This is a genomic window from Streptomyces sp. NPDC029466 (genome assembly GCF_055574515.1).
Genome location: NZ_JBVHZH010000006.1, coordinates 104815 through 127477 on the forward strand (window position 1 = coordinate 104815; position 22663 = coordinate 127477).

The 22663-nt window shown below is 71.1% G+C and carries 18 protein-coding genes; 5 read left to right on the plus strand and 13 right to left on the minus strand.

From position 1 onward, the window contains the following. The first annotated feature begins 86 nt into the window (after window positions 1-86). Complete coding sequence (gene bla, locus ACZ4XD_RS08035) at window positions 87-1004, plus strand: class A beta-lactamase (protein WP_468039322.1); 918 nt, start codon at window positions 87-89, stop codon at window positions 1002-1004. 261 nt (window positions 1005-1265) lie between these two features. On the opposite strand, the gene ACZ4XD_RS08040 is transcribed toward bla, so the two are convergent. Together ACZ4XD_RS08040 and ACZ4XD_RS08045 are read right to left on the minus strand one after the other, a co-directional pair. After that, entirely contained in the window at window positions 1266-1871 is a 606-nt protein-coding gene (locus ACZ4XD_RS08040; protein WP_468039324.1) for a DinB family protein, read from the minus strand. 233 nt (window positions 1872-2104) lie between these two features. Further along, window positions 2105-3079 carry a trypsin-like serine peptidase gene (locus ACZ4XD_RS08045; protein ID WP_468039326.1) on the minus strand — a complete coding sequence of 325 codons (975 nt, stop codon included), beginning with the start codon at window positions 3077-3079 and terminating at the stop codon, window positions 2105-2107. A gap of 371 nt (window positions 3080-3450) precedes the next feature. Between ACZ4XD_RS08045 and ACZ4XD_RS08050 the strand changes: the two genes are divergently transcribed. Beyond that, complete coding sequence (locus ACZ4XD_RS08050; protein ID WP_468039328.1) at window positions 3451-4539, plus strand: glycosyltransferase family 2 protein; 1089 nt, start codon at window positions 3451-3453, stop codon at window positions 4537-4539. Window positions 4540-4879: 340 nt separating this feature from the next. Here ACZ4XD_RS08050 and ACZ4XD_RS08055 read toward each other — a convergent pair whose 3' ends face one another. The 6 genes from ACZ4XD_RS08055 to ACZ4XD_RS08080 form a co-directional block, all read right to left on the minus strand. Further along, entirely contained in the window at window positions 4880-6589 is a 1710-nt protein-coding gene (locus tag ACZ4XD_RS08055) for an MFS transporter (RefSeq protein WP_468039330.1), read from the minus strand. Beyond that, on the minus strand, window positions 6586-7173 hold the full coding sequence (locus ACZ4XD_RS08060; protein WP_468039332.1) for a TetR/AcrR family transcriptional regulator: 588 nt from the start codon (window positions 7171-7173) through the stop codon (window positions 6586-6588). The genes ACZ4XD_RS08055 and ACZ4XD_RS08060 overlap by 4 nt, the downstream gene beginning before the upstream one ends. Window positions 7174-7367: 194 nt before the next feature. Continuing rightward, complete coding sequence (locus tag ACZ4XD_RS08065) at window positions 7368-8567, minus strand: S8 family peptidase (protein WP_468039334.1); 1200 nt, start codon at window positions 8565-8567, stop codon at window positions 7368-7370. A gap of 486 nt (window positions 8568-9053) precedes the next feature. Beyond that, window positions 9054-10373 (minus strand): ABC transporter substrate-binding protein, encoded by a 1320-nt coding sequence (locus tag ACZ4XD_RS08070; RefSeq protein WP_468039336.1) that lies wholly within the window; start codon window positions 10371-10373, stop codon window positions 9054-9056. Further along, window positions 10373-11143, minus strand: coding sequence for a carbohydrate ABC transporter permease (locus tag ACZ4XD_RS08075; RefSeq protein ID WP_468039495.1), 771 nt, complete (start codon window positions 11141-11143; stop codon window positions 10373-10375). The genes ACZ4XD_RS08070 and ACZ4XD_RS08075 overlap by 1 nt, the downstream gene beginning before the upstream one ends. A gap of 164 nt (window positions 11144-11307) precedes the next feature. Next, window positions 11308-12255, minus strand: a complete 948-nt coding sequence (locus tag ACZ4XD_RS08080; protein ID WP_468039338.1) for a carbohydrate ABC transporter permease — start codon at window positions 12253-12255, stop codon at window positions 11308-11310. A 244-nt stretch (window positions 12256-12499) separates the two neighbouring features. Here ACZ4XD_RS08080 and ACZ4XD_RS08085 point away from each other — a divergent pair, with 244 nt between their 5' ends. Then, window positions 12500-13390, plus strand: coding sequence for an aminoglycoside phosphotransferase family protein (locus ACZ4XD_RS08085; protein ID WP_468039340.1), 891 nt, complete (start codon window positions 12500-12502; stop codon window positions 13388-13390). A 50-nt stretch (window positions 13391-13440) separates the two neighbouring features. On the opposite strand, the gene ACZ4XD_RS08090 is transcribed toward ACZ4XD_RS08085, so the two are convergent. Beyond that, on the minus strand, window positions 13441-14160 hold the full coding sequence (locus tag ACZ4XD_RS08090) for an exonuclease domain-containing protein (protein ID WP_468039342.1): 720 nt from the start codon (window positions 14158-14160) through the stop codon (window positions 13441-13443). Window positions 14161-14387: 227 nt separating this feature from the next. Here ACZ4XD_RS08090 and ACZ4XD_RS08095 point away from each other — a divergent pair, with 227 nt between their 5' ends. After that, window positions 14388-15332: an SDR family NAD(P)-dependent oxidoreductase gene (locus ACZ4XD_RS08095; protein ID WP_468039344.1), complete on the plus strand. Its 945-nt coding sequence runs from the start codon at window positions 14388-14390 to the stop codon at window positions 15330-15332. Between the two features lie 17 nt (window positions 15333-15349). Here ACZ4XD_RS08095 and ACZ4XD_RS08100 read toward each other — a convergent pair whose 3' ends face one another. The 3 genes from ACZ4XD_RS08100 to ACZ4XD_RS08110 all read right to left on the minus strand — a co-directional run bounded on the left by ACZ4XD_RS08100 (window position 15350) and on the right by ACZ4XD_RS08110 (window position 18876). Next, on the minus strand, window positions 15350-16600 hold the full coding sequence (locus tag ACZ4XD_RS08100) for an SAV2148 family HEPN domain-containing protein (RefSeq protein WP_063770835.1): 1251 nt from the start codon (window positions 16598-16600) through the stop codon (window positions 15350-15352). Between the two features lie 100 nt (window positions 16601-16700). After that, window positions 16701-18029 carry a copper amine oxidase gene (locus tag ACZ4XD_RS08105; protein WP_468039347.1) on the minus strand — a complete coding sequence of 443 codons (1329 nt, stop codon included), beginning with the start codon at window positions 18027-18029 and terminating at the stop codon, window positions 16701-16703. Between the two features lie 40 nt (window positions 18030-18069). Continuing rightward, window positions 18070-18876 carry a Tat pathway signal sequence domain protein gene (locus ACZ4XD_RS08110; protein ID WP_468039349.1) on the minus strand — a complete coding sequence of 269 codons (807 nt, stop codon included), beginning with the start codon at window positions 18874-18876 and terminating at the stop codon, window positions 18070-18072. Window positions 18877-19131: 255 nt separating this feature from the next. Here ACZ4XD_RS08110 and glgX point away from each other — a divergent pair, with 255 nt between their 5' ends. Continuing rightward, on the plus strand, window positions 19132-21336 hold the full coding sequence (glgX, locus tag ACZ4XD_RS08115; RefSeq protein WP_468039351.1) for a glycogen debranching protein GlgX: 2205 nt from the start codon (window positions 19132-19134) through the stop codon (window positions 21334-21336). Here the strand turns inward: glgX and ACZ4XD_RS08120 are convergent. Next, window positions 21296-22618: an MFS transporter gene (locus ACZ4XD_RS08120; protein WP_468039353.1), complete on the minus strand. Its 1323-nt coding sequence runs from the start codon at window positions 22616-22618 to the stop codon at window positions 21296-21298. The two genes, glgX and ACZ4XD_RS08120, sit on opposite strands and share 41 nt — an antisense overlap. Window positions 22619-22663: the final 45 nt, after the last annotated feature.

A 22663-nucleotide genomic window follows, 5' to 3' on the forward strand; every position in this document is an offset into this window, starting at 1 on the left:
CGCGGCAACGGCGGCCACCCGGAGCAGGGCCGGCCGCCCCCGTTCCCCGTACGCCTCGCGCGCCCGGGATTCCCAAAGGATCTGACATGCACCACACCCGAGCCCGGCGCCTGGTGATCGGCGCGCTCGCCGCCCTCAGTCTCGTCCCGCTCACCGCCTGCGGCTCCCCGGCCGCCTCCTCCCCCACCACGAAAGCAGCGCACACGGACGCGACGCCGAAGTCATCCGCCCGGGCATTCAAGGACCTTGAGCGAAAATTCGACGCCCGGCTCGGCGTCTACGCGCTCAACACCGGCACGGGCCGCGAGATCGCCTACCACCAGGACGAACGCTTCGCCCACGCCTCCACCTTCAAGGCGCTGGCCGCCGGCGCCGTGCTGCAAAAGTACTCACTGTCCGGCATGGACAAGGTGATCACCTACTCCCGCGACGATCTGGTCCCCAACTCCCCCGTCTCCGAAGAGCACGTCGACACCGGGATGACCCTGCGCGCCCTGTGTGACGCCGCCGTCCGCTACAGCGACAACACCGCCGCCAACCTGCTGCTCGACTCGATCGGCGGCCCCAAGGGCCTGGACGCCGTACTGGAGAAGCTGGGTGACCACACCACCCGGATGGTCCGCCACGAACCGGAACTCAACGACTGGGCCCCGAACGACACCCGGGACACGACCACACCCCGCGCCTTCGCCAAGGACCTGCGCACCTTCGTCCTCGGCGACACCCTGCCCGGGCGTGAACGCGCCCAGCTCGCCAAGTGGCTCCAGACCAACACCACCGGAGCGAAACTCATCAAGGCCGGCATGCCCAAAACCTGGCTCGTAGGCGACAAGACCGGCGCCGGCAGCACCTACGGCACCCGCAACGACATCGCCGTGGTCTGGCCGCCCCACGCCGCCCCCATCGTCGTAGCGATCATGTCGAACCGCACCCAGAAGGACGCGAAGTATGACGACGCGCTGGTCGCGCAGGCGGCGTCGGTGGTGGCGGAGGGGATGTCGTAGGAGAGGACGTCGTAGGGGGGCGGCGTACCCGCGGCCGAGGAGTGGAGCCAGGTGAGGGCGGGCGGCTGGCAGGCCGGCTCCGCTGTCGGCTGCCCTCCTGCCCCCTGCCTGCTGGTGCTGCCTGCCTCGGGGCGGGCCAGCCGCCGTCATGGGCGGCTGGCCTGCGCCGAGCAATCCGGCACCGTCTCAGCCTCTTTGAACACAACGGCGGCACTGGCGCCCAAATCCCTTGGCACTTAGGGGTATTGAGACCTCGCGTGCTCAAGTCTGAAATTGCGCGTCCCGGCCGGCTTCCTGCGCTGCCCGCTCCACTCGGCCTCGATAATTCTCCCACCAGGCCGCGTCGCCCGGCGCCATGCTGTCGTTGCGCTCGTTCATCCCCACGGCGCCATCCATGAGTTCCCGGAGGATGTCGGCATGGCCGGCGTGCCGGTGAGTATCGGCAATCACCCGCACCACAGCATGATGCAACGTCACCTCGTCCTTGCCACTGGGCCACCACGGCACCTTGCCGATCGTGTCCAGTGCCAGCGCGCTGATCGTCGCGTCCGCGTGCACCCACGCCCGGCGGTAGAGCCCGACGATGTACTCACGTGACTCGTCGGCGGTGGCCCACATATCAGCGTTGGTCTCGGCACCGTCTTCGAGCCAGGGCAGCGGCTCGCCGGACGGCCGCCCGAAGGTGTCGCCGAGATAACCCAGCTCCACACTGGCCACGTGCTTCACCATGCCCAGGAGATTGGTGCCGGTCGGCGTCAGCGGGCGACGAATGTCGTACTCCGAGAGCCCGTCGAGCTTCCACAGCAGGGCATCGCGGGCGGATTGCAGGTAGAAGTGAAGGTCAGCCTTGGGGTCTTGTGGGGTCATGGGGTTCAGTCTGCCGCTCGCGCCGTCTCCGTCCACCTCTCGCGGCGGAATCAGCTCGCCTGACGCGCTCGACGAACCAGGGAGACGAACCAGGGAGGTGCCGCCCTTCCTCCCCAACATTCACCAACCGATTGGTCATTGACTGGACTGCCCGCGGCCCAAGGACGGACGCTGTTCCCAGAGATGCGGGAGGCGGGCCGGAGAAACGCCCCGGCCCCGCCCGCCGGCCGGCGTCAGCTGCGTTCCGCCCGCCCGTAGACCTGCTTCGCGACGTCCCCCAGCACTGGGCCGAACATGCGCGCGCTGTCCGTCATCGCATCGCCGTGGCTGTTGACGGAGACCAGCACGCCCCGCCCGGTCGCCTCGTCGAAGTCGGTCAGCCAGGGGCCGCCGCTGGAGCCGCCACCCATGTCACACGGGACGGATTGCTCGTCGCTGGGTGCCCGCGTGGCCGTACCGGTGCAGTGCAGCAGTTCCTCGCCACGTTGCGGGCGGGTGGCGGGGTAGCCGAGGGCGATGGTCCGCCCGCCGACCCGGTGGTGGAAGCCGACGCTCTGACCGCCCACCACGTCGGTGAGCCGGCGGCCCTTGGCGTCGGGGTCGACGGCCAGCGCCGCCACGTCGTTGACGGCGTCCTCCGCCCAGGTGCGCGGAGTCAGGGCGGCGCGCACCGGGAAGGCACCATACGGCTGTGCGCCCTTGTGGTAGCCGGGGACAAAGACCAGGTCCAGGTAGGTGTTGACGGGTGAGGCGGCGAGGCGCACGCAGTGTCCGGCGGTCATCACCACGGAACGGTTGGCACTCCGGACCGCGGTGGCCGTGCACCAGGAGTCGGCGCCGTCGGCGTTGACGAAGAACAGCCGTCCAACGGTCTTCATGGTGGCACCCCGCCACGGCCGGGACTTCGGACCGGTCGGGCCGAGGTCCACGGACTTCCCCACGGCTTTGATACGGGCCGGGGTCCAGTAGGCGAGGGCCTCACGGCGCTCGTCGGCGGTGTACTTGACGGTGGACACCGTGTCGGCCGGGGCCTTGGGCGCGGCCGACACGGGCGTCGGCCCGACGGCCGCGAGCAGCGTGCCCGCGGCGAGGGCCACCGCGATCCGGTGACGGCGGCGGGGCGCGGAGGCTAAGTCCGCGGGCGGGGCGGACGGGGCGGCCGGAAGGGGCCTCGCGGCGGGGGCCGGGGAGGCAGGGGCGGCGAACATGCGGACTCCTGAAGGCAGTGGCCGGTGGCGAACACGAAACGCCGCCGGTCTCAAAGGACATGACGGCCTTTCACCTCGCCGGGTTTCACCGGACACGTGCACTGCCCCGTTCCCGCCGACACTCCCTCCCTCCGACACTCCCTCCCTCCGACACTCCCTCCCTCCGACAACTCCCTCCCGCCGGCGCCCCGCCCCTTGCGCGAGTTATCCACAGGAGGAACCCTCCGGAACCACGCCGGGCGCCACTTCCCCTACCGTCGGTGACATGCACGGAGGACTGCCGTTCATCGGCATCAGCACCATCGTCTACGGCGTGATCGGACTGCTCACCGTCGTAGTTGGCGCGATCCGCAAGACAGGGGGAGAACGACTTGCACACCATCACCGTCATCGTGCCCGCACACAACGAGGAGGAAGGACTGCCGGCCACGCTGGAGTCCCTCGCCTCTCAAACGGTCCCGCCTGACCGGGTCCTGGTAGTGGACGACGCGTCCACGGACCGCACGGGCGAGGTGGCCGCCTCACACGGAGTGACCGTACTGCGGCCGCCACGCAATCTCGGCAGCAAGGCCAAGGCGCAGAACTATGCCCTGCCGCAGTGCACCACCGACCTCGTACTGGCCGTGGACGCGGACACCGTCCTCGCGCCGGACTACATCGAGACCGTCCTGCCCGTCTTCGACGACCCCGGCGTCTCGGTCGCCGCGGGCACGGTCCGCACCCGCCACACCCGCACACTCTGGGAACGCGGACGCTCCACCGAATATCTCTTTGGCTTCCATTGGCACCGCCCCATCCAGGCCCGCGCCAACAGCCCCATGGTGTGCTCGGGTTGCTGCTCCGTCTTCCGGCGCGACGACCTGATGGCTTTCGGCGGCTTCCCGGAACGAACCATCGTCGAGGACATGGATTACACATGGTCCCAGCAGATCGCGGGCAGACGCGCGGTCTACGTCTCCGATGCCGTCGCCCTGGCCGCCGACCCGGAAGATCTCACCTACCTCCGCAAACAGGTCTGGCGCTGGATGGCGGGCTTCTGTCAGAACGTCCGACTCCACCTCGGACGGCTGATCCTGCACAAACCCCTGCTAGCGGTCTGGGTGCTGCTCGCCCTCCTGGAGATCCTCACCGCACCCCTGTGGTGGGCAACCCCCTTCCTTCTCACCGCAACGACCGACCAGCCACCCGCCCTGGCCTTCGTCTGGTGGGCCGGCGCCGAACTCCTCCTGACAACACCCCCACTCCTCTACGCCGCCCATCGCCGCAAACTCGCCCTCTCCACCGTCCTGTTGAACATCCCCTGCGTCTACGCAACCAAGGCCGTCAACCTCGTCTACGCCTGGAAGGCCCTCATCGTGGAACTGCTGCTGGTACCTCTCCATCTGACACGGGGCCTCACGGTCTACGAGAAGGGCCGGGCCGATACTGCGCCGGTACGGGCTGCGCTCGCGGGCGGCTGACACACGGCTGACACGCGCCGCGACGTTGAAGGGCGGCGCGGAGCGGCCCACCGGGCATCCCGTGGTGCGGGAAGGGGCGGCTCTCGGTAGAGCCGCGCGGCCGGATCGATAGACGGAACCTGAGCACCTGAGTGGAAGGTATCGCGCCGCAGGGCAGGATCGGTGCTCAGCGGAGGCAGTCGGAGGGGAGGTGACACGTCCTGGTCCAAGGTCCGAGGTCCGGGCCCGCTCGAAATCCCTTGCTGCTGAGCGGCGTCGGCTGCCTGCACCTGGAGCCGCACGCCACTCAGGGGAGAGCGGGCGTGCGGCCCCATGGGACAGGGGGTTGGTCGTCGACGGGTCAGTCATCGGAGGCCACGGCGCTTACTTCGGATGCTTCGGACGGGTCACGCTCACGCCCGCCGGCCACTGCGGGCGGCTGCCGGGAATCGCCGTGGACGGTGGTGCTGCGCGGGAGCTTGGCGGCGGCCAGGGCGCCGGTTGCTGCGACGGCCGCCAGGGTCAGGAGGGTAGGGCTCATTGCGGAGAGGAAGGCTTCGGCGGCCCAGTGTGGTCTACCGGGTGAGTGTTCGCCCGTGGTGATGGGGATCGTGAGGGTCACCAGCATGGTGGCGGTGGCGACGCCCAGTGTGGGGCCGATGTTCATCGCGGTTTGTTGGAGGCCGCCCGCTACTCCGGCGTGGGCCGTGGGCACATGGCGCACGATGACGGCCGTCGCCGTGACCATTACCGTGCCGAAGCCGGCGCCCAGCAGGAGGAATCCCGCGCCGATGGCCGGTGCCGTTGAGTTCCGGTCGAGTTGGGACAGTACGAGGATGCCGAGCGTGAGGAGTGTCATCGCCGCCATGGTCGTTCGGCGTGGGCCGTACCGGCGCTGTAGTACGGCCGAGGCCGGGGCGCTCAGCACCATGAGCACAGCCAGGGGCAGCACCCGCAGACCGCTCTCCAGTGGGTCCATCGCGAGGACGTCCTGAAGGAAGTAGGTGCTGACGAACAGCGTGCCGAACAGGGCCGCTGCCGCGGAGAGGAGGACGACAAGGGCCGAGGCAATGGTGGTCGAACCGACCACGGAGAGGGGGATCAGCGGGCTCGCGGTGCGGCGCTCGTGCCGGATGAAGGCACCGCAGGCGAACGCGGCCGCGGCCCCGCCCAGTGCGGTGACCACCGTCCAACCGGTTTCCGGAAGGGCGACGAGGGTGTGCACGAAGCTCACCAGCGCCAGTGCGAGGAGACAGGCACCCGGCAGGTCGAGGCCGGCTGCGGCGCGGGCGCCTGGGATGGCGGTGGCTCCGTGCGCGGCGGCAGCCCCGGCGGTGGTGCGGGCCCCGGCCGTGCTCGACGAGGTCACGGCGGTAGTGGCGGCAGGGGCAGCACCGCCGGTGGATGCCGTCCGGGGCTCGAAGGCCGGGGCGGAATCAGGGACATGGGCGGCGGCGGAGGCGGTGGGAGGGGTGGGGTGGGGGGAGGGCGGGGTGGGGGCGGGGGCAAGAGAAGGGACGCGAACAACCCACGCCAGCCCCCCGATCAAACAAGCCGGCACCACATTGAGGAAGAAGACCGCTCGCCACCCCCAGTGCGCGACCAGCGCGCCGCCGAGTACCGGTCCGGCGGCGGCTGCCAGGCCGATGGCGCTGGTGCGTAGGGCGAGGGGCATGCCGAGTTGGTCGGGTGGATAGGTGGCGCGGAGCATTCCCAGGGTGGCGGGTTGCAGCAGTGCGCCGAAGATGCCCTGGGCCACCCGTAGGCCGATCACCCAGCCGGCGCCGGGTGCCAGGCCGATGGCCGCCGAGGTGGCGCCGAAGCCCAGGATCCCGAGGGCGAAGAGCTGTTGGTGGCCGTAGCGGTCGCCGAGTCGGCCGGCGAAGACCAGCAGGCTCGCCACGGCGATGAGGTAGCCGGTGCTGGTCCACTGGACCTGCGCGAACGAGGCATGCAGTTCCCGTTGGAGGGCGGGCTGCGCCACGGTCAGTACGGTGCCGTCCAGGGCGACGATGACGGCCCCGGTGACACTGCCGGTGAGGACGAGGCGTTGGAGGCGTCGGGTGGTCATCGGCCCGCCGGCCCGAGGTGCGCGTCCAGGGCGGCCCGGAGCAGCGGCTCCACATCGTCGGTCCCCGTGGCGAGTTGCAGACTGCCCCACCTCCACAGCTGGGCGATGCCGTGCAGATTGCTCCACAGGGCGCCCGCGACGACCGGTGGTGGCACGTCCGACTGTGGCCGCACCCGGGAGACGAGGTCGACGAGGGTCCGGAAGGGCGGCAGGCTGGTTTCCCGGAGGCCGAGTTGGTTGCTCTCCAGCAGGTCGTGACGGAACATCAGCTCGAACATGCCGCGGTGGGCAAGCGCGAAGTCGAGGTAACTGCGGCCCAGGGCCATGAGCTGGGCGCGGGGGTCCGTCCGGTGACTGTCGATGTCCGCCGCGACCTTGTCGGCCAGATCGGCGAACCCCTGGCGGGCGATGGCGGACAGCAGGGACAGATGGGTCGGGAAGTGGCGCCGCGGAGCCCCGTGGGAGACCCCGGCCCGGCGGGCGATTTCCCGCAACGACAGGGCCTGCACGCCCTCTTCGGCCAGCAGGTCGATGCCGGCCTGCACCAAACGGGCGCGCAGGCCCGCCGCGTCTTGATCACTCATAGACACTGTCTACCGCAGCGGGGTAGACAGTGCCTACGCGAAGTGCTTCATTCCGGCGGCCAGGGAGGAGCCTCGGAGCCGTCCGGGCGCCGGAGCCGTCCGGGCGTCATCGGCGAGGACACAGCAACGCCGGCCGCCGCGCCCCGTGGGGGCGAGCGCGACGGCCGGCGGGTGGAGCTGAGGGCGTCAGATGATTACTCGACGACCTTCAGCAGCTTGTTGGGCGTACCCTCGCTCGGGTTCGTGATCTTGTCGGGCGTGGCGCCGTCGGTCAGGGCCTTCGCCACGTCGGCCGGCTTGGCGTCCTTGTGACCGGCCAGGTAGACCGCGGCGGCACCGACGACATGCGGGGTCGCCATGGACGTACCCGAGATGGTCTTGGTGGCGCCGTCGTTCCAGTCCGAGGTGATGTCGGAGCCGGGGGCGTAAAGGTCGACCACCTTGCCGAAGTTGGAGAAGTCGGACTGCTCGTCCTCCTTGGTGCTGGAGGCCACGGTGATGGCTTCCTTCACCCGCGACGGGGAACCCTGGCCCGCGTCGGAGGACTCGTTGCCCGCCGCGACGGCGAAGGTGACACCGGCGTCGATGGCCTTCTTCACGGCCGCGTCGAGGGCCTCGTCCGCGCCGCCGCCGAGCGACATGTTGGCGACCGAGGGGCCCTTGTGGTTCTTGGTGACCCAGTCGATGCCCGCGACGACCTGCTCGGTGGTGCCGGAGCCCTGACCGTCCAGGACCTTGACGCCGACGATCTTGGCCTTCTTGGCGACACCGTGCTCGGTACCGCCGATGGTGCCCGCGACGTGGGTGCCGTGGCCGTTGTCGTCCTCGGCCTTGTCGCTGCCGTCGATGGCGTTGAAGCCGTACGACGCCCGGCCGCCGAAGTCCTTGTGCTTGATGTGGACGCCGGTGTCGATGACGTAGGCGGTGACACCCTCACCCGCGCTGTCGGGGTAGTTGTACTTCTTGTCGCCCTTGGTGTCTTCCTGGTCGATGCGGTCCAGGCCCCACGACGGCGGGTTGGCCTGGGCTTCGTTGATGTGGAACTTCTTGTTCTGGACGACCTTGTCGACGGCCGGGTCGGCGGCGAGCTGCTTGGCCTCTTCGGTGCTCAGACCGGTCGCCGAGAAGCCGTCGATGGCGGAGGAGTAGTTCCGCTTGACCTTGCCGCCGTACTTGTCGGCCAGGTCGCCGCTCTGCGTAGTGCGGATCGACTTCTTCATCATGACGATGTAGCTGCCGTCCACGGCACCCTTGGCCTCGGCTCCGTAGATCTTGCCTTCGGCGGCCGGGGACGCGCCCGCGGTGACCGCGGTGACGGCGGCGATACCAGTGGCGGCAACTGCGGCGGATATCGCCGTGATGAGCCGCTTCTTGCTGGAACGCTTGTGAGCCATTGCGAGGATTCTCCTCGTTCGTGGTGTGGGGGGAAAGCGTTGCGCAATAGCCCGAACAGACCGGAAGATCTGCGTCGGACTGGCTCGAAACCCTGTCTGATTGATGAGTTCAATTCAAGGCCAGCCGGGGCGTGTGAGATAAGCAACAAGGGCGCTGAAATGGGAAATGTTTCAGAAGTGGTCAAAGTGGCCCAGGAGTTGAACCGGAGGGACTCAACTCCGTTTACTTTCACGCAATAGAGGGTGGCGCGGCCGTGAACGGTACGCCGGGCGGCGGGCGGTACCCGTTGCCGCGCGCACGGTGGATGTGGGGTGAACGTCACGCCCAATTTCGAGTGGAGCGCGTCCAGTTGGGGTGCACGCGGGGAACTGCAGCAGGCCGCCCCAGCGGACTCAGGACCGTGCGCCGATAAAGGGCCCGCGCACGCTTCGGCACCAACGAGGACTTCGCGCGCACTTCAGCGCCGACAGGACTGTGCGCACGCTTCAGCGCTGATAGCGGGCCAGCACCAGATTGCCGTCCTCGACCAGGCGCTTGCGCAGGGCGTCCAGGCTGATGGCGCCGCTGTAGTACTCCTGGAGTCCCGGGGTGGCGATCTTGTCCTTCCACTCCGGATAGCCGCGGACTGACTGGGCCGGGGCGGAACGCAACGAGTCCGCCAGGGCGGTGCCGGTCGCCCAGTCGTATCGGGCGACCCGCAGGGCGGGGTCCTTCAGGGCCTCCTGACCCGTCGGCAGCAGCCAGTCGCCCAGGGCGAGCCGGACCATGTTCGGCGGGCTGAGGAAGAAGTCGATGAAGGCCATCGCCTCCTCCTTGTACGGGCAGTCCTCGGCGATCGACAGGGTCTGCGGGCTCACGCCCTGGTCCAGGGCGGTGCCCTTCGGAGCGGGCAGTACCGTCCAGTCGAAGCCCTTGGGGGCCTGCTGGGCGATCTGCTGACGGTAGGAGAAGCCGAGCGGCACCATCGCGTAGCGCCCGGCGAAGAAGCCCGGAAGGGTGTCGGAGCCGCCCATGCCCAGCGTCGTACGGGAGGCGCTGCGGTCGGCGTTGACCTGGTCGTGGATCGTGCGCGGCACCCTTTGGTCGACGGCGTCGAAGCGCACCTCCACCTTGCCGTCGCGGTGGCGGTGGAAGATCCGGCCGCCCGTGGACAGGGCGAGATTGAGGGTGGCGGAGACGGGTTCCTTCAGCGGCCAGGCGACGCCGTAGGTGGTGCCGCGGGTCAGCCGCCGGGCCGCCTCCTCGAACTCCTCCCAGGTCCAGGGGTGTTCGGGGGTGGGGATGCGGACGCCGGACCGGTGCAGCTCGGCGCGGTTGGCGATCAGCACCCGGGGTTCCTGGAGGAACGGGACCCCGTGGATGCGGCCGTCGAAGGTGCCGGTCTCCCAGGTCCGCTGCGGGATGTCGCGCTTGAGGCGCGGCGGGAGGAGGGCGGTGAGGTCGGCGAGGTCGCCGCCGTAGGCGAAGTCCGCGAGGTCGTCGGAGGCGTCGTGGATGATGTCCGGCGCCTCGCCGCCCTCGAAGGAGGTCAGCAGCTGGTCGTGGACGGTGGGCCAGGCGCCCTGGACGTACTGCACCCGGGTGTCGGGGTGTTGCCGGTTCCATTCGGCGACCAGCTGTTTGTTGGCCTTGAGTGAGTCCTGCTGCCAGGCCAGCGACTGGAAGCGCAGGGTGATCGGGCCGCCGGCCGGCCGCCGGCGGCCGTCGGAACAGCCCGGGAGCAGGGCCGCGGCCGGGAGCGCGGCGGCCGCGGCGAGCAGGCCCCGCCGGGTGACGCGGCGTCCGGGCGCAGGGTCGTGACGCATCAGCTCTTCACCGCCCCGGCGAGCATCCCGCCGGTGATCCGCCGCTGGATGACGGCGAAGAGCAGCAGGCTCGGGAGGGTGGCGAGGAGCGCGGCGGCGGCGAGCGGGCCGAGGTCGGCGACGCCCTCGGCCCCGAGGAAGTGGGTCAGCACCACCGGCAGCGTCTGTTTCTCCGGGGACTTGAGCAGAACCAGGGCGAAGAAGAACTCGTTCCAGGCGGTGATGAAGGCGAACAGCGCGGTGGCGACGATGCCGGGCGCGAGCAGCGGAGCGGTGACCGAGACGAGCGTACGGAGCCGGCCCGCGCCGTCCATCGCCGCCGCCTCCTCCAACTCCCGTGGTACGGCGCGGACGTAGCCCGTCAGCATCCAGAGGGCGAACGGCAGCGACCACACGACATAGACCATGATCAAACCGATCCGGGAGTCCACCAGGTGGAGCCCCTTCAGGATCAGGAACAGCGGGATGATCACCAGCACCAGCGGGAAGGCCTGGCTGATCACGACCCAGCCGGTGGCCGCCCGCGAGAGGCGATTGCGGACGCGGGCCAGGACATACGCCATCGGGGTCGCCAGCAGGATGGCCAGCAGCGCGGAGACCGCCGCGGCCAGCAGGCTGTTGCCCGCGGCCGCCGACAGCGGCTGCTGTGCGAACGCCTGCCGGAAGTTGTCCAGGGTCGGCGCGTCGGGGATCCAGGTGGGGTGCGGGCTGACCAGTTCCCGCGGTGGCTTGAAGGCGGTGGAGAGCAGCCAGAGGAAGGGGAAGGCCAGGAAGGCGAGGTAGCCGAGGAGGGCGGCGTACTGGCCGGTGCGGGTGGCGGTGCGGCGTGGAGTGCGGCGCCGCCGCGGGTGACCGTTGTGTCGTGGGGTACGGACGTTTTCCGCGTCGTGCGGGACGCTCCTGCCGTGGCTGCCGCCGGCCCGTTCGGTGGCGCTCACCGGTCGTCGTCCCCCTTCAGCCGGCCGGCCAGGTAGAAGGCCAGCAGTACCGAGATCACCGCGACCATCGCCAGGCCCATCGTGGCGGCGTAGCCGAACTGCCCGTAACGGAAGGCCTCTTCGTAGGCGAACAGCATCGGGAGTCGGGTCCGGCCGCCGGGGCCGCCGTCGGTCAGGACGAAGACCAGGGCGAAGGAATGGAAGTTCCAGATGAAGTTGAGTGCGGTGACGGCCAGGGCGATGGGCCGGAGGGCGGGCCAGGTGACGGTGCGGAAGCGGCGCCAGGCGCCCGCGCCGTCCATGGACGCGGCCTCGTGCAGTTCGCGGGGGACGTTCTGGAGACCGGCCAGCAGCGTGACGGTGGTCTGTGGCATTCCGGCCCAGATGCCGACGACGATGACCGCGGGCAGCGCGGTGGCCAGTCCGCTCAGCCAGTCCCGGCCGTCGCCGGCGCCGGACAGGCCCAGGCCCAGGCCGCGCAGGGTCTCGTTCAGGATGCCGGCGTCCGGGTGGTAGACCAGCCGCCACATGATGCCGACGACGACCTCGGGCATCGCCCACGGGATGATCGCGAGCGCCCGGGCCAGCCAGCGCAGCCGCAGATCGAGATGGAGCAGCAGGGCCAGGCCGAGGGCGAGGAGGAACTGCGGGACGGTGACGCCGAAGGCCCATATCAGGCCGATCCGGAACGAGTCCCAGAACAGCGAGTCCTGGAACAGATCGGAGAAGTTCAGCAGCCCCACGAAGCGGGTGGCCTGGGTCCGGCCCGACTGGGCGTCGGTGAACGCCAGCCCGATGCCGTACAGCAGCGGCCCCACGCTCAGCACCAGGATCGGGAGCAGCGCGGGCAGCACGAGGAACCAGGCTCCCAGGTCGCGCCGGGGCCGGGCGGCGCGGTCCGCGGCCGGTGCGGTGGACCGCCGGGGTGCGGTCGCCAGGGTCATGGGAGCGGCTCCGCACGGCGCGGCGCGGACGGTCCGGTGCCGGATGCCCCCGCCGTTGGCACTGCTGCCATCGCTCCCCCTCTTCCCCGTCGGCCGTTCCCGGCCGCCGACATCGTCGTGACGGCCGGCACCCCCGTCAAGGTCCCCGGCCGATTCGGCCCGGAACCCCTGCCGATGCCTTCCGGCCAGGACCGCGGCTCCTACCTGCGACACTGGTCGCGTCCATGCACCAGGAGGCATCCCGATGACCGAACCGAGCCCCGCCGCCTTCACGGAGGCGCGCGCCCGGGACGTGCTGGCCGCGGCCGGGCACCCCGAGGCCGCCGCCGACGCCGCACTTCTCTCGCTCGGCGAGAACGCCGTCTTCGCCCTCGGCGACCACGGACCGGTCGTACGGGTGGGCCGCAGCGCCGAACTCCTGGAGCGCGCCGAGCGGGAACTGGGCGTGGCGCAGTGGCTGGCCGCCGAGGGCGTGCCGGCCGTACGGGCCGCGGAGCCCGTGGCGACCTTGGCGGACGGACATCCCGTGACCTACTGGCAGCGGCTGCCGGAGGCCGTCCGCCCCGCCGGTCCGGACGATCTCGCCGCGCTGCTGAAGCTGGTGCACGCGCTGCCGGAGCCGCCGTTCGCACTCCCCCGCCGCGAACTTCTCGGCGGTGTCGAGCGCTGGCTGCGGCTGGCCGGCGACGCCGTGTCGGCATCGGACGCGGAGTATCTGCGCGGGCGGCGGGATGCCTTCGCGGCCGCCGCCACGGCCCTGGAACCGCATCTGTCCCCCGGCCCCATCCACGGCGACGCGCTGGCCCGCAATATTCATGTCGGGCCCGACGGCCCCGTGCTGGTCGACCTGGAAACCTTCTCCTCCGATCTGCGGGAGCACGACTTGGTCGTGATGGCGCTCAGCCGGGACCGCTACGGCCTGTCCGCCGACGCCTACGACACCTTTGTGTCCGTCTACGGCTGGGATGTACGGGACTGGGAGGGCTGCGCCGTGCTGCGCGGTTCGCGGGAGACGGCGAGCTGTGCCTGGGTGTCCCAGCACGCGCCCGGAAACCCGGCGGCACGCAAGGAGTTCCGGCGCCGGATCGCCTCTCTGCGCGACAAGGACGCGACGGTGCGGTGGTATCCCTTCTGAGCGGGGCGGTCCGACGGACCCGGCCCTGCGGCCCGGCCGGCCGCTGTCGCTCAGACCTCGGCCTGGTACGGGATCAGCGGCCAGGCCGGCTCGACTATCGCCCGGGGGTCACCGGAGCGCCGCAAATACGCCTGGAACGAGGCGGCTTGTTCGGCGGCCGCCTGCTCCTGGAGGGTGTGCAGCGCACGGGGTGACGGGAGGGCGACGGCCGGATACTTCTCCCCGATGCGCCGGGCGACGCCGGCCGCGGCTGCCGCGTCGGCGCCCGCTTCGTGTGCGCCGTCCAGCCGGACGCCGTAATGACCGCAGAGTGCCTGGAGGGCGCGCTTCCCCTTGCGGTAGCGGTCCACATGCTTGTCCAGAACGAGGGGGTCGATGACCGGTGCGGGCGCGTGACCGAGGCGTTCGGTCAGGGTGCGCAGGCCGTGGCGGCGGCACTCGCGGTCCAGCAGCGAGAGGTCATAGCGCGCGTTCATCACCACCAACGGGATCTCCGCGCGCAGGGCATCAGCCAGCGCCTCGGTGATTTCCGCTATGGCGGTAGCCGGCGGACGCCCGTGCTCTTGGACATATGCGGTGGAAATGCCGTGAATGGCCGCTGCCTCGTCGGGAATCGGCACACCTGGATCCAGCAGCCAGGTCAGCTTGGCGGCCGGCCGGCCGTCCCCCTCCAAGCGGAGCAGGGCCGCGGTGACGATGCGGTCCTGCTCGACGTCGGTGCCTGTGGTCTCCAGATCGAAGCTGACCAGCAGCCCCTGATGCCAACTCATGCCGAAACCTCGCTTCGCCCGGCCTCGCACTCGCGCGGCGCGCACCCCTCCATGACGAACCCCCGGCCCTCGGCCGGGGGAATCCCCGTGCTGCACTCGCTCATGCGGCCTCCTTCGGTGGTACTTCCCCCGTTGCTCGCCCACTCTCGCACGCACCACTGACAATCGACCGCCGGCCTGTCGCGGCACAGGCCCCACCCGTCCCCCGCACCCCTAGGCTGACGGCCATGGACCTACGGCTGGCAGGACAGGGCGCGCTGGTGACGGGCAGCAGTTCGGGTATCGGGGCCACGATCGCCGAGACGCTGGCGGACGAGGGGTGTGACGTCCTCGTCCACGGGCGGAACGCGGGGGCCGCGGCGGCCGTCGCCGAGCAGGTCGCGGCCCGTGGGGTGCGGGCCGAAGTGGTGCTCGGTGATCTGACGGAACCGGGCATCGCCGAGCAGGTCGCCCTCACCGCTCGGGACTTCGGGGCCCATATCCTCGTCAACAACGCCGGCCCGTTCGCCGAGCACGACTGGGACAGCTCCCGGCCGTCCGACTGGCGGGCCGCCTTCGAGGGGAATGTGCTGCCGACGGTGCGGGTCAGCCAGACGCTGCTGCCGTCGCTGCGCGCCCACGGCTGGGGCCGGGTGATCACCATCGGCAGCCGGGCGGTACGGACACCGCTGCCCCACATGGTGACGTACTCCGCCGCCAAGGCCGCCGTGGTGAACATGACCACCAGCCTGGCCCGGCACCTCGCCGGCACCGGGGTCACCGCGAACTGTGTGAGCCCGGGGGTGATCGTCACCCCGTCCATGTACCGGATGTTCGAGGAGCGGTCGGCCGGGGACGACGGCAGCCAGGGTGAGCCGGAGGGCGGACCGGACGAGGCGGACCTCGTCGCGGAGTATGCGCCGAACCCGAGCGGGCGGCTGGGTCGCCCGTCGGACATCGCGGCCGCGGTCGCCTATCTGGCGAGCCCGCTCGCGGACTATGTCAACGGGATCGAGCTGCGGGTCGACGGGGGGGGTCACGGGGACGCCGTAGGGGACGTCCTAGGGGACGCCGTAGGGCTCGCCCGGCCGGCTTGTCACATTCCGCCCTCCGTTGCCCCGTTCCCCCCTCCCTTGGGGGCCGGCCCGCGGTGCCGGGGCCCGTGGTACGGCGGTTGCCGCCCCCGCGGGTGACGGGGGCGGCGTCCGGTTCAGGAAACCGGCCGCGAATCCGCCCACATGCTCTCGAATTCCTCCCGGTAGGTCTCGAAGAGGCCGTGGTCGCCGTCGCGGGTGTGCGGGGCGTCCTGGCGGACGACCTCCCGGCCGCCGCCACGCAGGACGAGAACGGGGGATTCCATTCCGCGGCTCTTGCGGAGGTAGGGCTGGACGACGGCCACGCCGTCGGGACCGTCGCCGTCGACGAGGTAGGCGGTGAAGCGCGGGGTCTCGTCGAAGACCTGGATCTCGAAGGCGCCGGGGTCGCGCAGCCGGGCCCGGACCCGCCGCATATGGAGGATGTTCATCTCGATGGAGCGGCTCATCTCGCCCTTCTTCAGGCCGATTTCGCGCTCCCGGCGGCGGACCGCGCTGCTGGCCGGGTTGAGGAAGAGCAGCCGGACACGGCAGCCGGATTCGGCGAGCCGGACCAGGCGGCGGCCGGAGTAGTTCTGGACCAGGAGGTTGAGCCCTATGCCCACGGCGTCGAGGCGGCGGGCGTCGCCGAAGAGGTCCTCGGCGGGGAGCTGGCGCTGCAGGCGCACCCGGTCGGAGTGCACCCCGATGACATCGGCGTAGCGGTCGCCGACCAGGTCCTCCACCGCGTCGATCGGCAGCCGTCCGGAGATGCGGGTGCCGACACCGGAGCCGAGTATGTCCAGGAGGCGGGCGGAGGCGCGCTCGGCCTGGGCGAGCACCGTCTCGGACAGGGCGCGGTTGCGGGAGACGATGTTGCGGGCGACCTCCAGTTCGTCGAGGGCCAGCTCGACCTCGCGGCGGTCGTCGAAGTAGGGCTCGAAGCAGGGCCAGTGCTGGACCATCAGTTCGCGGAGTTGCGGCAGCGTCAGAAAGCTGACGATGTTGTCGTCGGCGGGGTCGAGGAGGTAGCCCTTGCGGCGGCTGACCTCGCGGACGGCGACCGCGCGCTGCACCCACTCCTGACCGGCGGGGCCGGCCGCGGCGATGACCCATTCGTCGCCGTGCACCGGTTCGTAGATGGGCCGCAGGACGGCGGCGACGACGGCCCGCAGCCGTTGCTCGACGAGATTCAGCCAGATGTAGGCGCGGCCGGCCCGGCGGGCGCGGGTGCGCACCTCGCTCCAGGCGTCGGCGCCCCAGTCCAGCTCAGCGCCGATCTCCAGCGGTCGTGCCAGGGACACCGCGCCGGGCGGTGCGTCGACGGAGCCGCCCTCATGGCCCTCATGACTCTCGTCACCAGGGGGCAACTCCAGCCCGCCGCTCACCTGCCACCGCCTTCCGAACCCCCGTGCCAACGATCAAGGCAGACTACTGCGGTGCGGGAGGCGGTGCAGCAGGATGGATGGAGTCGGTCAGCAACTCCCCTTATCCATAGTGCCCGTTGTGCCCGGACAGCGGGGGCGGAGTGAGCGGATTCATAGCGGTGACATCGCGGGGGACCAGCTGGAAGCCCTGCCAGTGCACGGGCATCGGCTCCTGGTCCTCGTCCCTGGCGATGTGGTGGAACCCGATGTTGACCCACGCGATGGGGTGTTTCAGCGGCTGGCCGTTGACCCAGGTGTCGACGCTCTTGCCGGCCCGGGGTCCGCAGTTGGCCAGGTTGTTGCTGGCGAACTGCTCACATTTGTTGTACTCGGTGAAATAGACGTCATGTGTGGTGTAACTGCGCCCGCTGTATTTGGTGGTCGGTCCGGGGACGATCTCGTACGAGCGCGGGTGGCCGTCCTTGTTGCGGCCCGCGCCCACCACCCGCCACCAGCGCAGCGGGCCGGCGTCCCCGGCCAGCTCCTTGGTGACCGGTCTGCGGGTGGTGCGGATGGTGGGGGTGCGGCCGTCGGGACGGACGGTGGTGGCGGAGTCGAACTGCTCGACCGTGTTGGCGGCGGAGCCGCCCAGGCCGAAGTTGAGCCGCCAGAAGACATTGTGGCTGTGGCTGGTGGCGTAGTCCTTGGCGCCCTTGCCGAGCGGCGCGCCCCGGCCGTCCCCGGCGTCGTAGTCGCCCGGCGAGACGGTGCCGGTGGCGCCGACCTGCACGGTCATGGTGCCGTCGCCGGAGAACCGCCATTCGCTGATGTACTCGTACCAGCCGACCTTGTTGACGGTGTAGAGCAGCAGGTCCTTGCCCTGGAGCTGGTAGATCTTGGCCCGCTCCCCGGGGTAGGGGCCCATGCGGTAGGCGTGGCCGCGGGCGCGGGTGGTGGCGCACAGGCCGCTGACGTCGGGGTGGGCGGGGTCATAGGCGCCGGGGACCCTGACGGTCTTGATGGTGCCGCCGGGGCATTCGGCGGGGTCGAGCTTCTGCAGGCCCTGGGCGAAGCCCTGGCCGGTGAGGTCGTCGTATTCGTTGCGGCCGTCGTCGTAGGGGACGTGGATCTGGGCGAGCTTGGCGGTGGTGAGGACCTTGACCGGGGTGCGTTCGCCCTTGGGCTGGTAGGAGACCTCGTCCAGGACGAGCCCGGCGTTGCCCTCGTAGTGCCAGCACATGCGCCAGACGGTGCCGCCGTCCAGCGTCTGGGTAATGCGGTGGGCGGCGCCGCAAGAGGGGGTGGGCGCGGGTGCGGCGGGGGCCTCGGGGGCGGCCTGGGCGGCCGGGCCGGTCGTCAGGGCGGCCGTGGCGAGCGTGAGGGAGACGGCGGCGAGGACCGCGGCGCGTCGGTGCGGGCGGCGGAGGGCAGGGGTGGGTCTTCCGGGCAAGGCGGGCTCCGGTGGGGTGGGATGCGGTCGGTGGCGGCGGTCAGCCCAGGCGGGCGACGGTGCGGGCACTGAGGTCGATCACGAAGCGGCGGGTGTCGATCCACTGGCCGTTCTTCACCTTGGTGAAGAGGCGGATGCAGCGGTGTGCCCCGCAGTCGCCGAGGGCGCCCGGGGCGTCGCCCTCGGCGCGGCCGCGGTAGACGAAGCCGGTGACGGCGAGCGGGTCGGGCCCGGTGAGGTCGCGGCCGGTGGCGGCGCGGTAGTCCTGACGCAGCCCGGAGCCCAGCGGGGCGGCGATCAGCAGCCGGGCCGCCTCGACGGCCTCGGCACGGCTGGGCGGCGGCTGGACGCCGTGCCGGGTGTCCGTCGACTCGACCTTCGAGGTGGTGAGGTTGACGGTCTTGGTGAGGTAGCTGTCGCTCGTGTAGTCGTAGAACGAGACCAGCGCCCGGCGCGGCGGGTCGGCGAGCCCGGTCTCCGCGGGGGTGAGTTCGGCCAGGTCGGTGGTGAGGCGTTCGGGCCCGGGCCGTCCGGTGACGTCGGCGGCGGCGCCGCGCCGGGTGGGCGGCAGCGCCAGCTCCTGGGCGCGCCGCAGTTCGTCGTCGGTGAGCGGGTCCCGTCCCCGGCCGCGCTCCCCCTCCGCGGGGGCTTTCTCCACGACGCCGGGTGGCGGCGGCCCCTGGTCGCGTCCCGGGACGGCCGCGGCGGGCCGGCTGCGGGGGTCCCTACCGCCGGTGGCGCCGGCGTCGGACGGCAAGGTGACCGCGACCATGGCGGCGGTGCCGGTCAGGGCGACGGCGGCGCCCGCGACGGCTTTGCCCAGGTGGCGGTGCATCAGATGGCGCACGGTTCCCCCCTGCTGTCACGTCCTCGTGACACGCATGTCGGCTCCCCCGGCCGGTCCTCCGGTAGGACGACCTGTAGGGCGACCAGTAGGACGATGCGACATCGCGACAGGTTGCCACCATTCAGCGGAGATCTCGGGAAAAAGCCTTTGGGTACGAAAAGTTGCGACAGATGGGGGGAAGGATTTCGCACCGTTCCGCGGAGGTGTGTCGTGGAGTCGCCGCAGCGCCCGGGAAGAAAGTGGAAGAGTCTACGCATGCAGGTCTGGCCGGGACAGATGTATCCGCTGGGTGCCACCTATGACGGGGCGGGCACCAACTTCGCGGTGTTCTCCGAAGCCGCGAAGCGCATCGAACTGTGTCTGCTGCACGACGACGGTTCGGAGACCGCCGTCGAGCTGCGCGAGAGCGACGCCTTTGTGCGGCACGCGTATCTTCCGGGGGTGATGCCGGGGCAGCGTTACGGCTTCCGGGCGCACGGTCCGTACGAGCCGGAGCGGGGGCAGCGCTGCAATTCGGCGAAGCTGCTGCTCGACCCGTACGCCCGCGCCATGAGCGGCCGGATCGACTGGAACGAGGCCGTCTACGGCTATCACTTCGGGCGGCCCGAAGTCCGCAACGACCTGGACTCGGCGCCGCACACCATGGCGTCGGTGGTGGTCAATCCGTACTTCGACTGGGGTGACGACCGCCCGCCGCGCACCGCGTATCACGAGACGGTGCTCTACGAGGCCCATGTGAAGGGCCTGACGATGCGCCATCCGGAGCTCCCCGAGGAGCTGCGCGGCACCTATGCCGCGCTGGCGCATCCGGCGATCATCGACCATCTGACGAAGCTCGGGGTGACCGCGCTGGAGCTGATGCCGGTGCATCAGTTCGTCCAGGACCACCGGCTGGTGGACGCGGGGCTGACGAACTACTGGGGCTACAACACCATCGGCTTCTTCGCCCCGCACAACGCCTATGCGTCCTGGGGCGACCGCGGGCAGCAGGTGCTGGAGTTCAAGACGGCGGTGCGGGCGCTGCACCAGGCCGGTATCGAGGTGATCCTCGATGTGGTCTACAACCACACCGCCGAGGGCAGCCACCTGGGCCCGACGCTGTCGTTCCGGGGGCTGGACAACGCCTCCTACTACCGGCTCTGCGACGACCGGCAGTACTACATGGACACCACGGGTACCGGGAATTCGCTGTTGATGCGCAGCCCGCATGTGCTCCAGCTGGTGATGGACTCGCTGCGCTACTGGGTGCAGGAGATGCGGGTGGACGGCTTCCGCTTCGATCTGGCGGCGACGCTGGCCCGGCAGTTCCATGAGGTGGACCGGCTGTCGTCGTTCTTCGATCTGGTCCACCAGGACCCGGTGGTCAGCCAGGTGAAGCTGATCGCCGAGCCGTGGGACGTCGGTGAGGGCGGCTATCAGGTGGGCAACTTCCCGCCGCTGTGGACCGAGTGGAACGGGAAGTACCGGGACACCGTGCGGGACCTGTGGCGGGGCGAGCCGCGCACCCTGGCGGAGTTCGGATCCCGGCTGACGGGTTCCTCGGACCTCTACCAGGAGGACGGGCGGCGGCCGCTGGCCTCGGTGAACTTCGTGACCTGCCATGACGGCTTCACGCTGCACGATCTGGTGGCGTACAACGACAAACACAACGAGGCCAACGGCGAGGACAACCGGGACGGTGAGCGCTTCAACCGGTCCTGGAACTGCGGTGCCGAGGGACCGACCGACGATCCCGGGGTGCGGCGGCTGCGGGCGCGGCAGATGCGCAACTTCCTGGCCACGCTGATGCTCTCGCAGGGCGTGCCGATGCTCAGCCACGGGGACGAGTTCGGGCGCAGCCAGGGCGGCAACAACAACGCGTACTGCCAGGACAACGAGCTGTCGTGGGTGCGCTGGCCGGAGCGGGCGCGGGGCGCGGGCGCCGGGGAGCCGGACGACCCGGACGCGGACGGGGCGGATGGAGCGGAGGGGCCGGACGAGGCGGCGGACGCGGACGCGGAGCAGCTGGCGCTGGTGGCGTTCGTGCGGCAGATGGTGTGGCTGCGGCGGGACCATCCGGTGTTCCGTCGCCGGCGGTTCTTCCAGGGCCACCCGGCGGACGGCGCCCATGACGAGCTGTCCGACATCGCCTGGTTCACGGCGGGCGGCGAGGAGATGGGGCCGCGCGACTGGCAGTCGGTGCATGCCAAGGCGCTGACGGTGTTCCTCAACGGCAGTTCGATCTCCGAGCCGGGCCCCCGGGGCGAGCCGGTCACCGATGACTCGTTCCTGCTGATGTTCAACGCCCACGACCAGGAGAAGGAGTTCAGGGTTCCCGAGCACCTCGGGCGGCAGTGGCAGGTCGTGGTGGACACCGACCGGCCGCGGGCGGTGGCGGACGGCGGCGGTGCCAAGGTGAAGGCCGGTGACCGGCTGACGCTCATCGGGCGGAGCCTGCTGGTGCTCCAGCGGCCGGCCTGACCGCGGCGGCCGGCCGGCCCGTGGCCCGGGTGGTCAGGGCCAGGGCCAGGATCAGTACGGCGGCGCCCACGGCCACCGCGAAGGCGGCGGACGGGCCGTGGGCCTCGGCGAGCCGGCCGGAGACGGCCAGTGACAGGGCCTGGCCGCCCACGATCGCGCTGGTCAGGAAGGCCATCGACTCGGCCAGCCGGCCGGCCGGCACCAGCCGTTCGGTGAGGCCGAACAGCGTGATCAGATGCGGGGCGAAGGCCGCGCCGAGGACCACGACGGCCAGATAGAGCGCCCCCAGGGACCGGACGAACAACAGCGGCACGGACAGCGCGATGAGTGCCACGGCGGCCGCCCGCCAGCGGACCGGCAGCCCGATCCGGGCGGGCACCAGCGCCAGCGCCAGCCCGGCCACCGCGCTCATCACCCCCATCGCGGCATAGACCAGCCCGGCCTGGGCGGGCCGGTGCAGGTCCGCGGTGAGCGCGGTGATGCCGGACTGGCAGGCACCGAAGAGGGCGCCCTGCAACGCCATCGAGGCGCGCATGGCGTGCACCGCGCGGGGCATCCGGGCGCGGGCCGGCCGGGCGGGGCGCCGGCCTCGGGGGCCGTCCGGAGCCGGCCCGCCCCCGGCGCCCGTGGGCCGCGGCGCAGCGGTCGTGGGATGCAGCACCGCGGCCGTGGGATGCAGCACCGCGGCCGTCGGATGCAGCGCGAACGCCGAGCCGCAGACCGCGAGCAGCAGCGCGGCCAGGGCGAGCGCCACGGCCGGGTGGGCCACCGTGGCGGACAGCCCCACCAGCGCCGGGCCGAGCACGAACGACACCTCGTCCAGGGTGCCTTCGAAGGACAGCGCGGTGTGGACCAGACGGTCGTCGGGGGCGCGGCGGGCGAGCGCGACGAGCCGGGTGCGGGCCAGCGGCCCGATCTGCGGCACTCCGGCCCCGGCGAGCAGCGCGATCAGGGCGAGCGGCAGCGCCCCATTCCGGGCGAGCGCGGCCACCACCAGCGCGGTCACGGCCAGGGCGTCGAACCAGCAGGCGGCGAGCACCACCGGCCGCTGCCCGTGCCGGTCGGCGAGCCGGCCGAGCAGTGGGCCGCCCGCCGTCTGGCCGGCCGCCAGCGCACCGCCCACCAGGCCCGCGGTGGCCAGCGAGCCGCTGGTCTCCGCCACCAGCAGCAGACTGCCGAACTGGCACATGGCGGTCGGGAGCCGGCCGAGGAAGGAGACGACGGGCAGCAGCGGCCCGCCCAGCGCGAGCACCCGGCGGAAGGCGGCGGTGGCAGCGGTCATCGCCCGACGCTAACCGGCGGGCCGCCGCGCGCCCACGGACCGGAC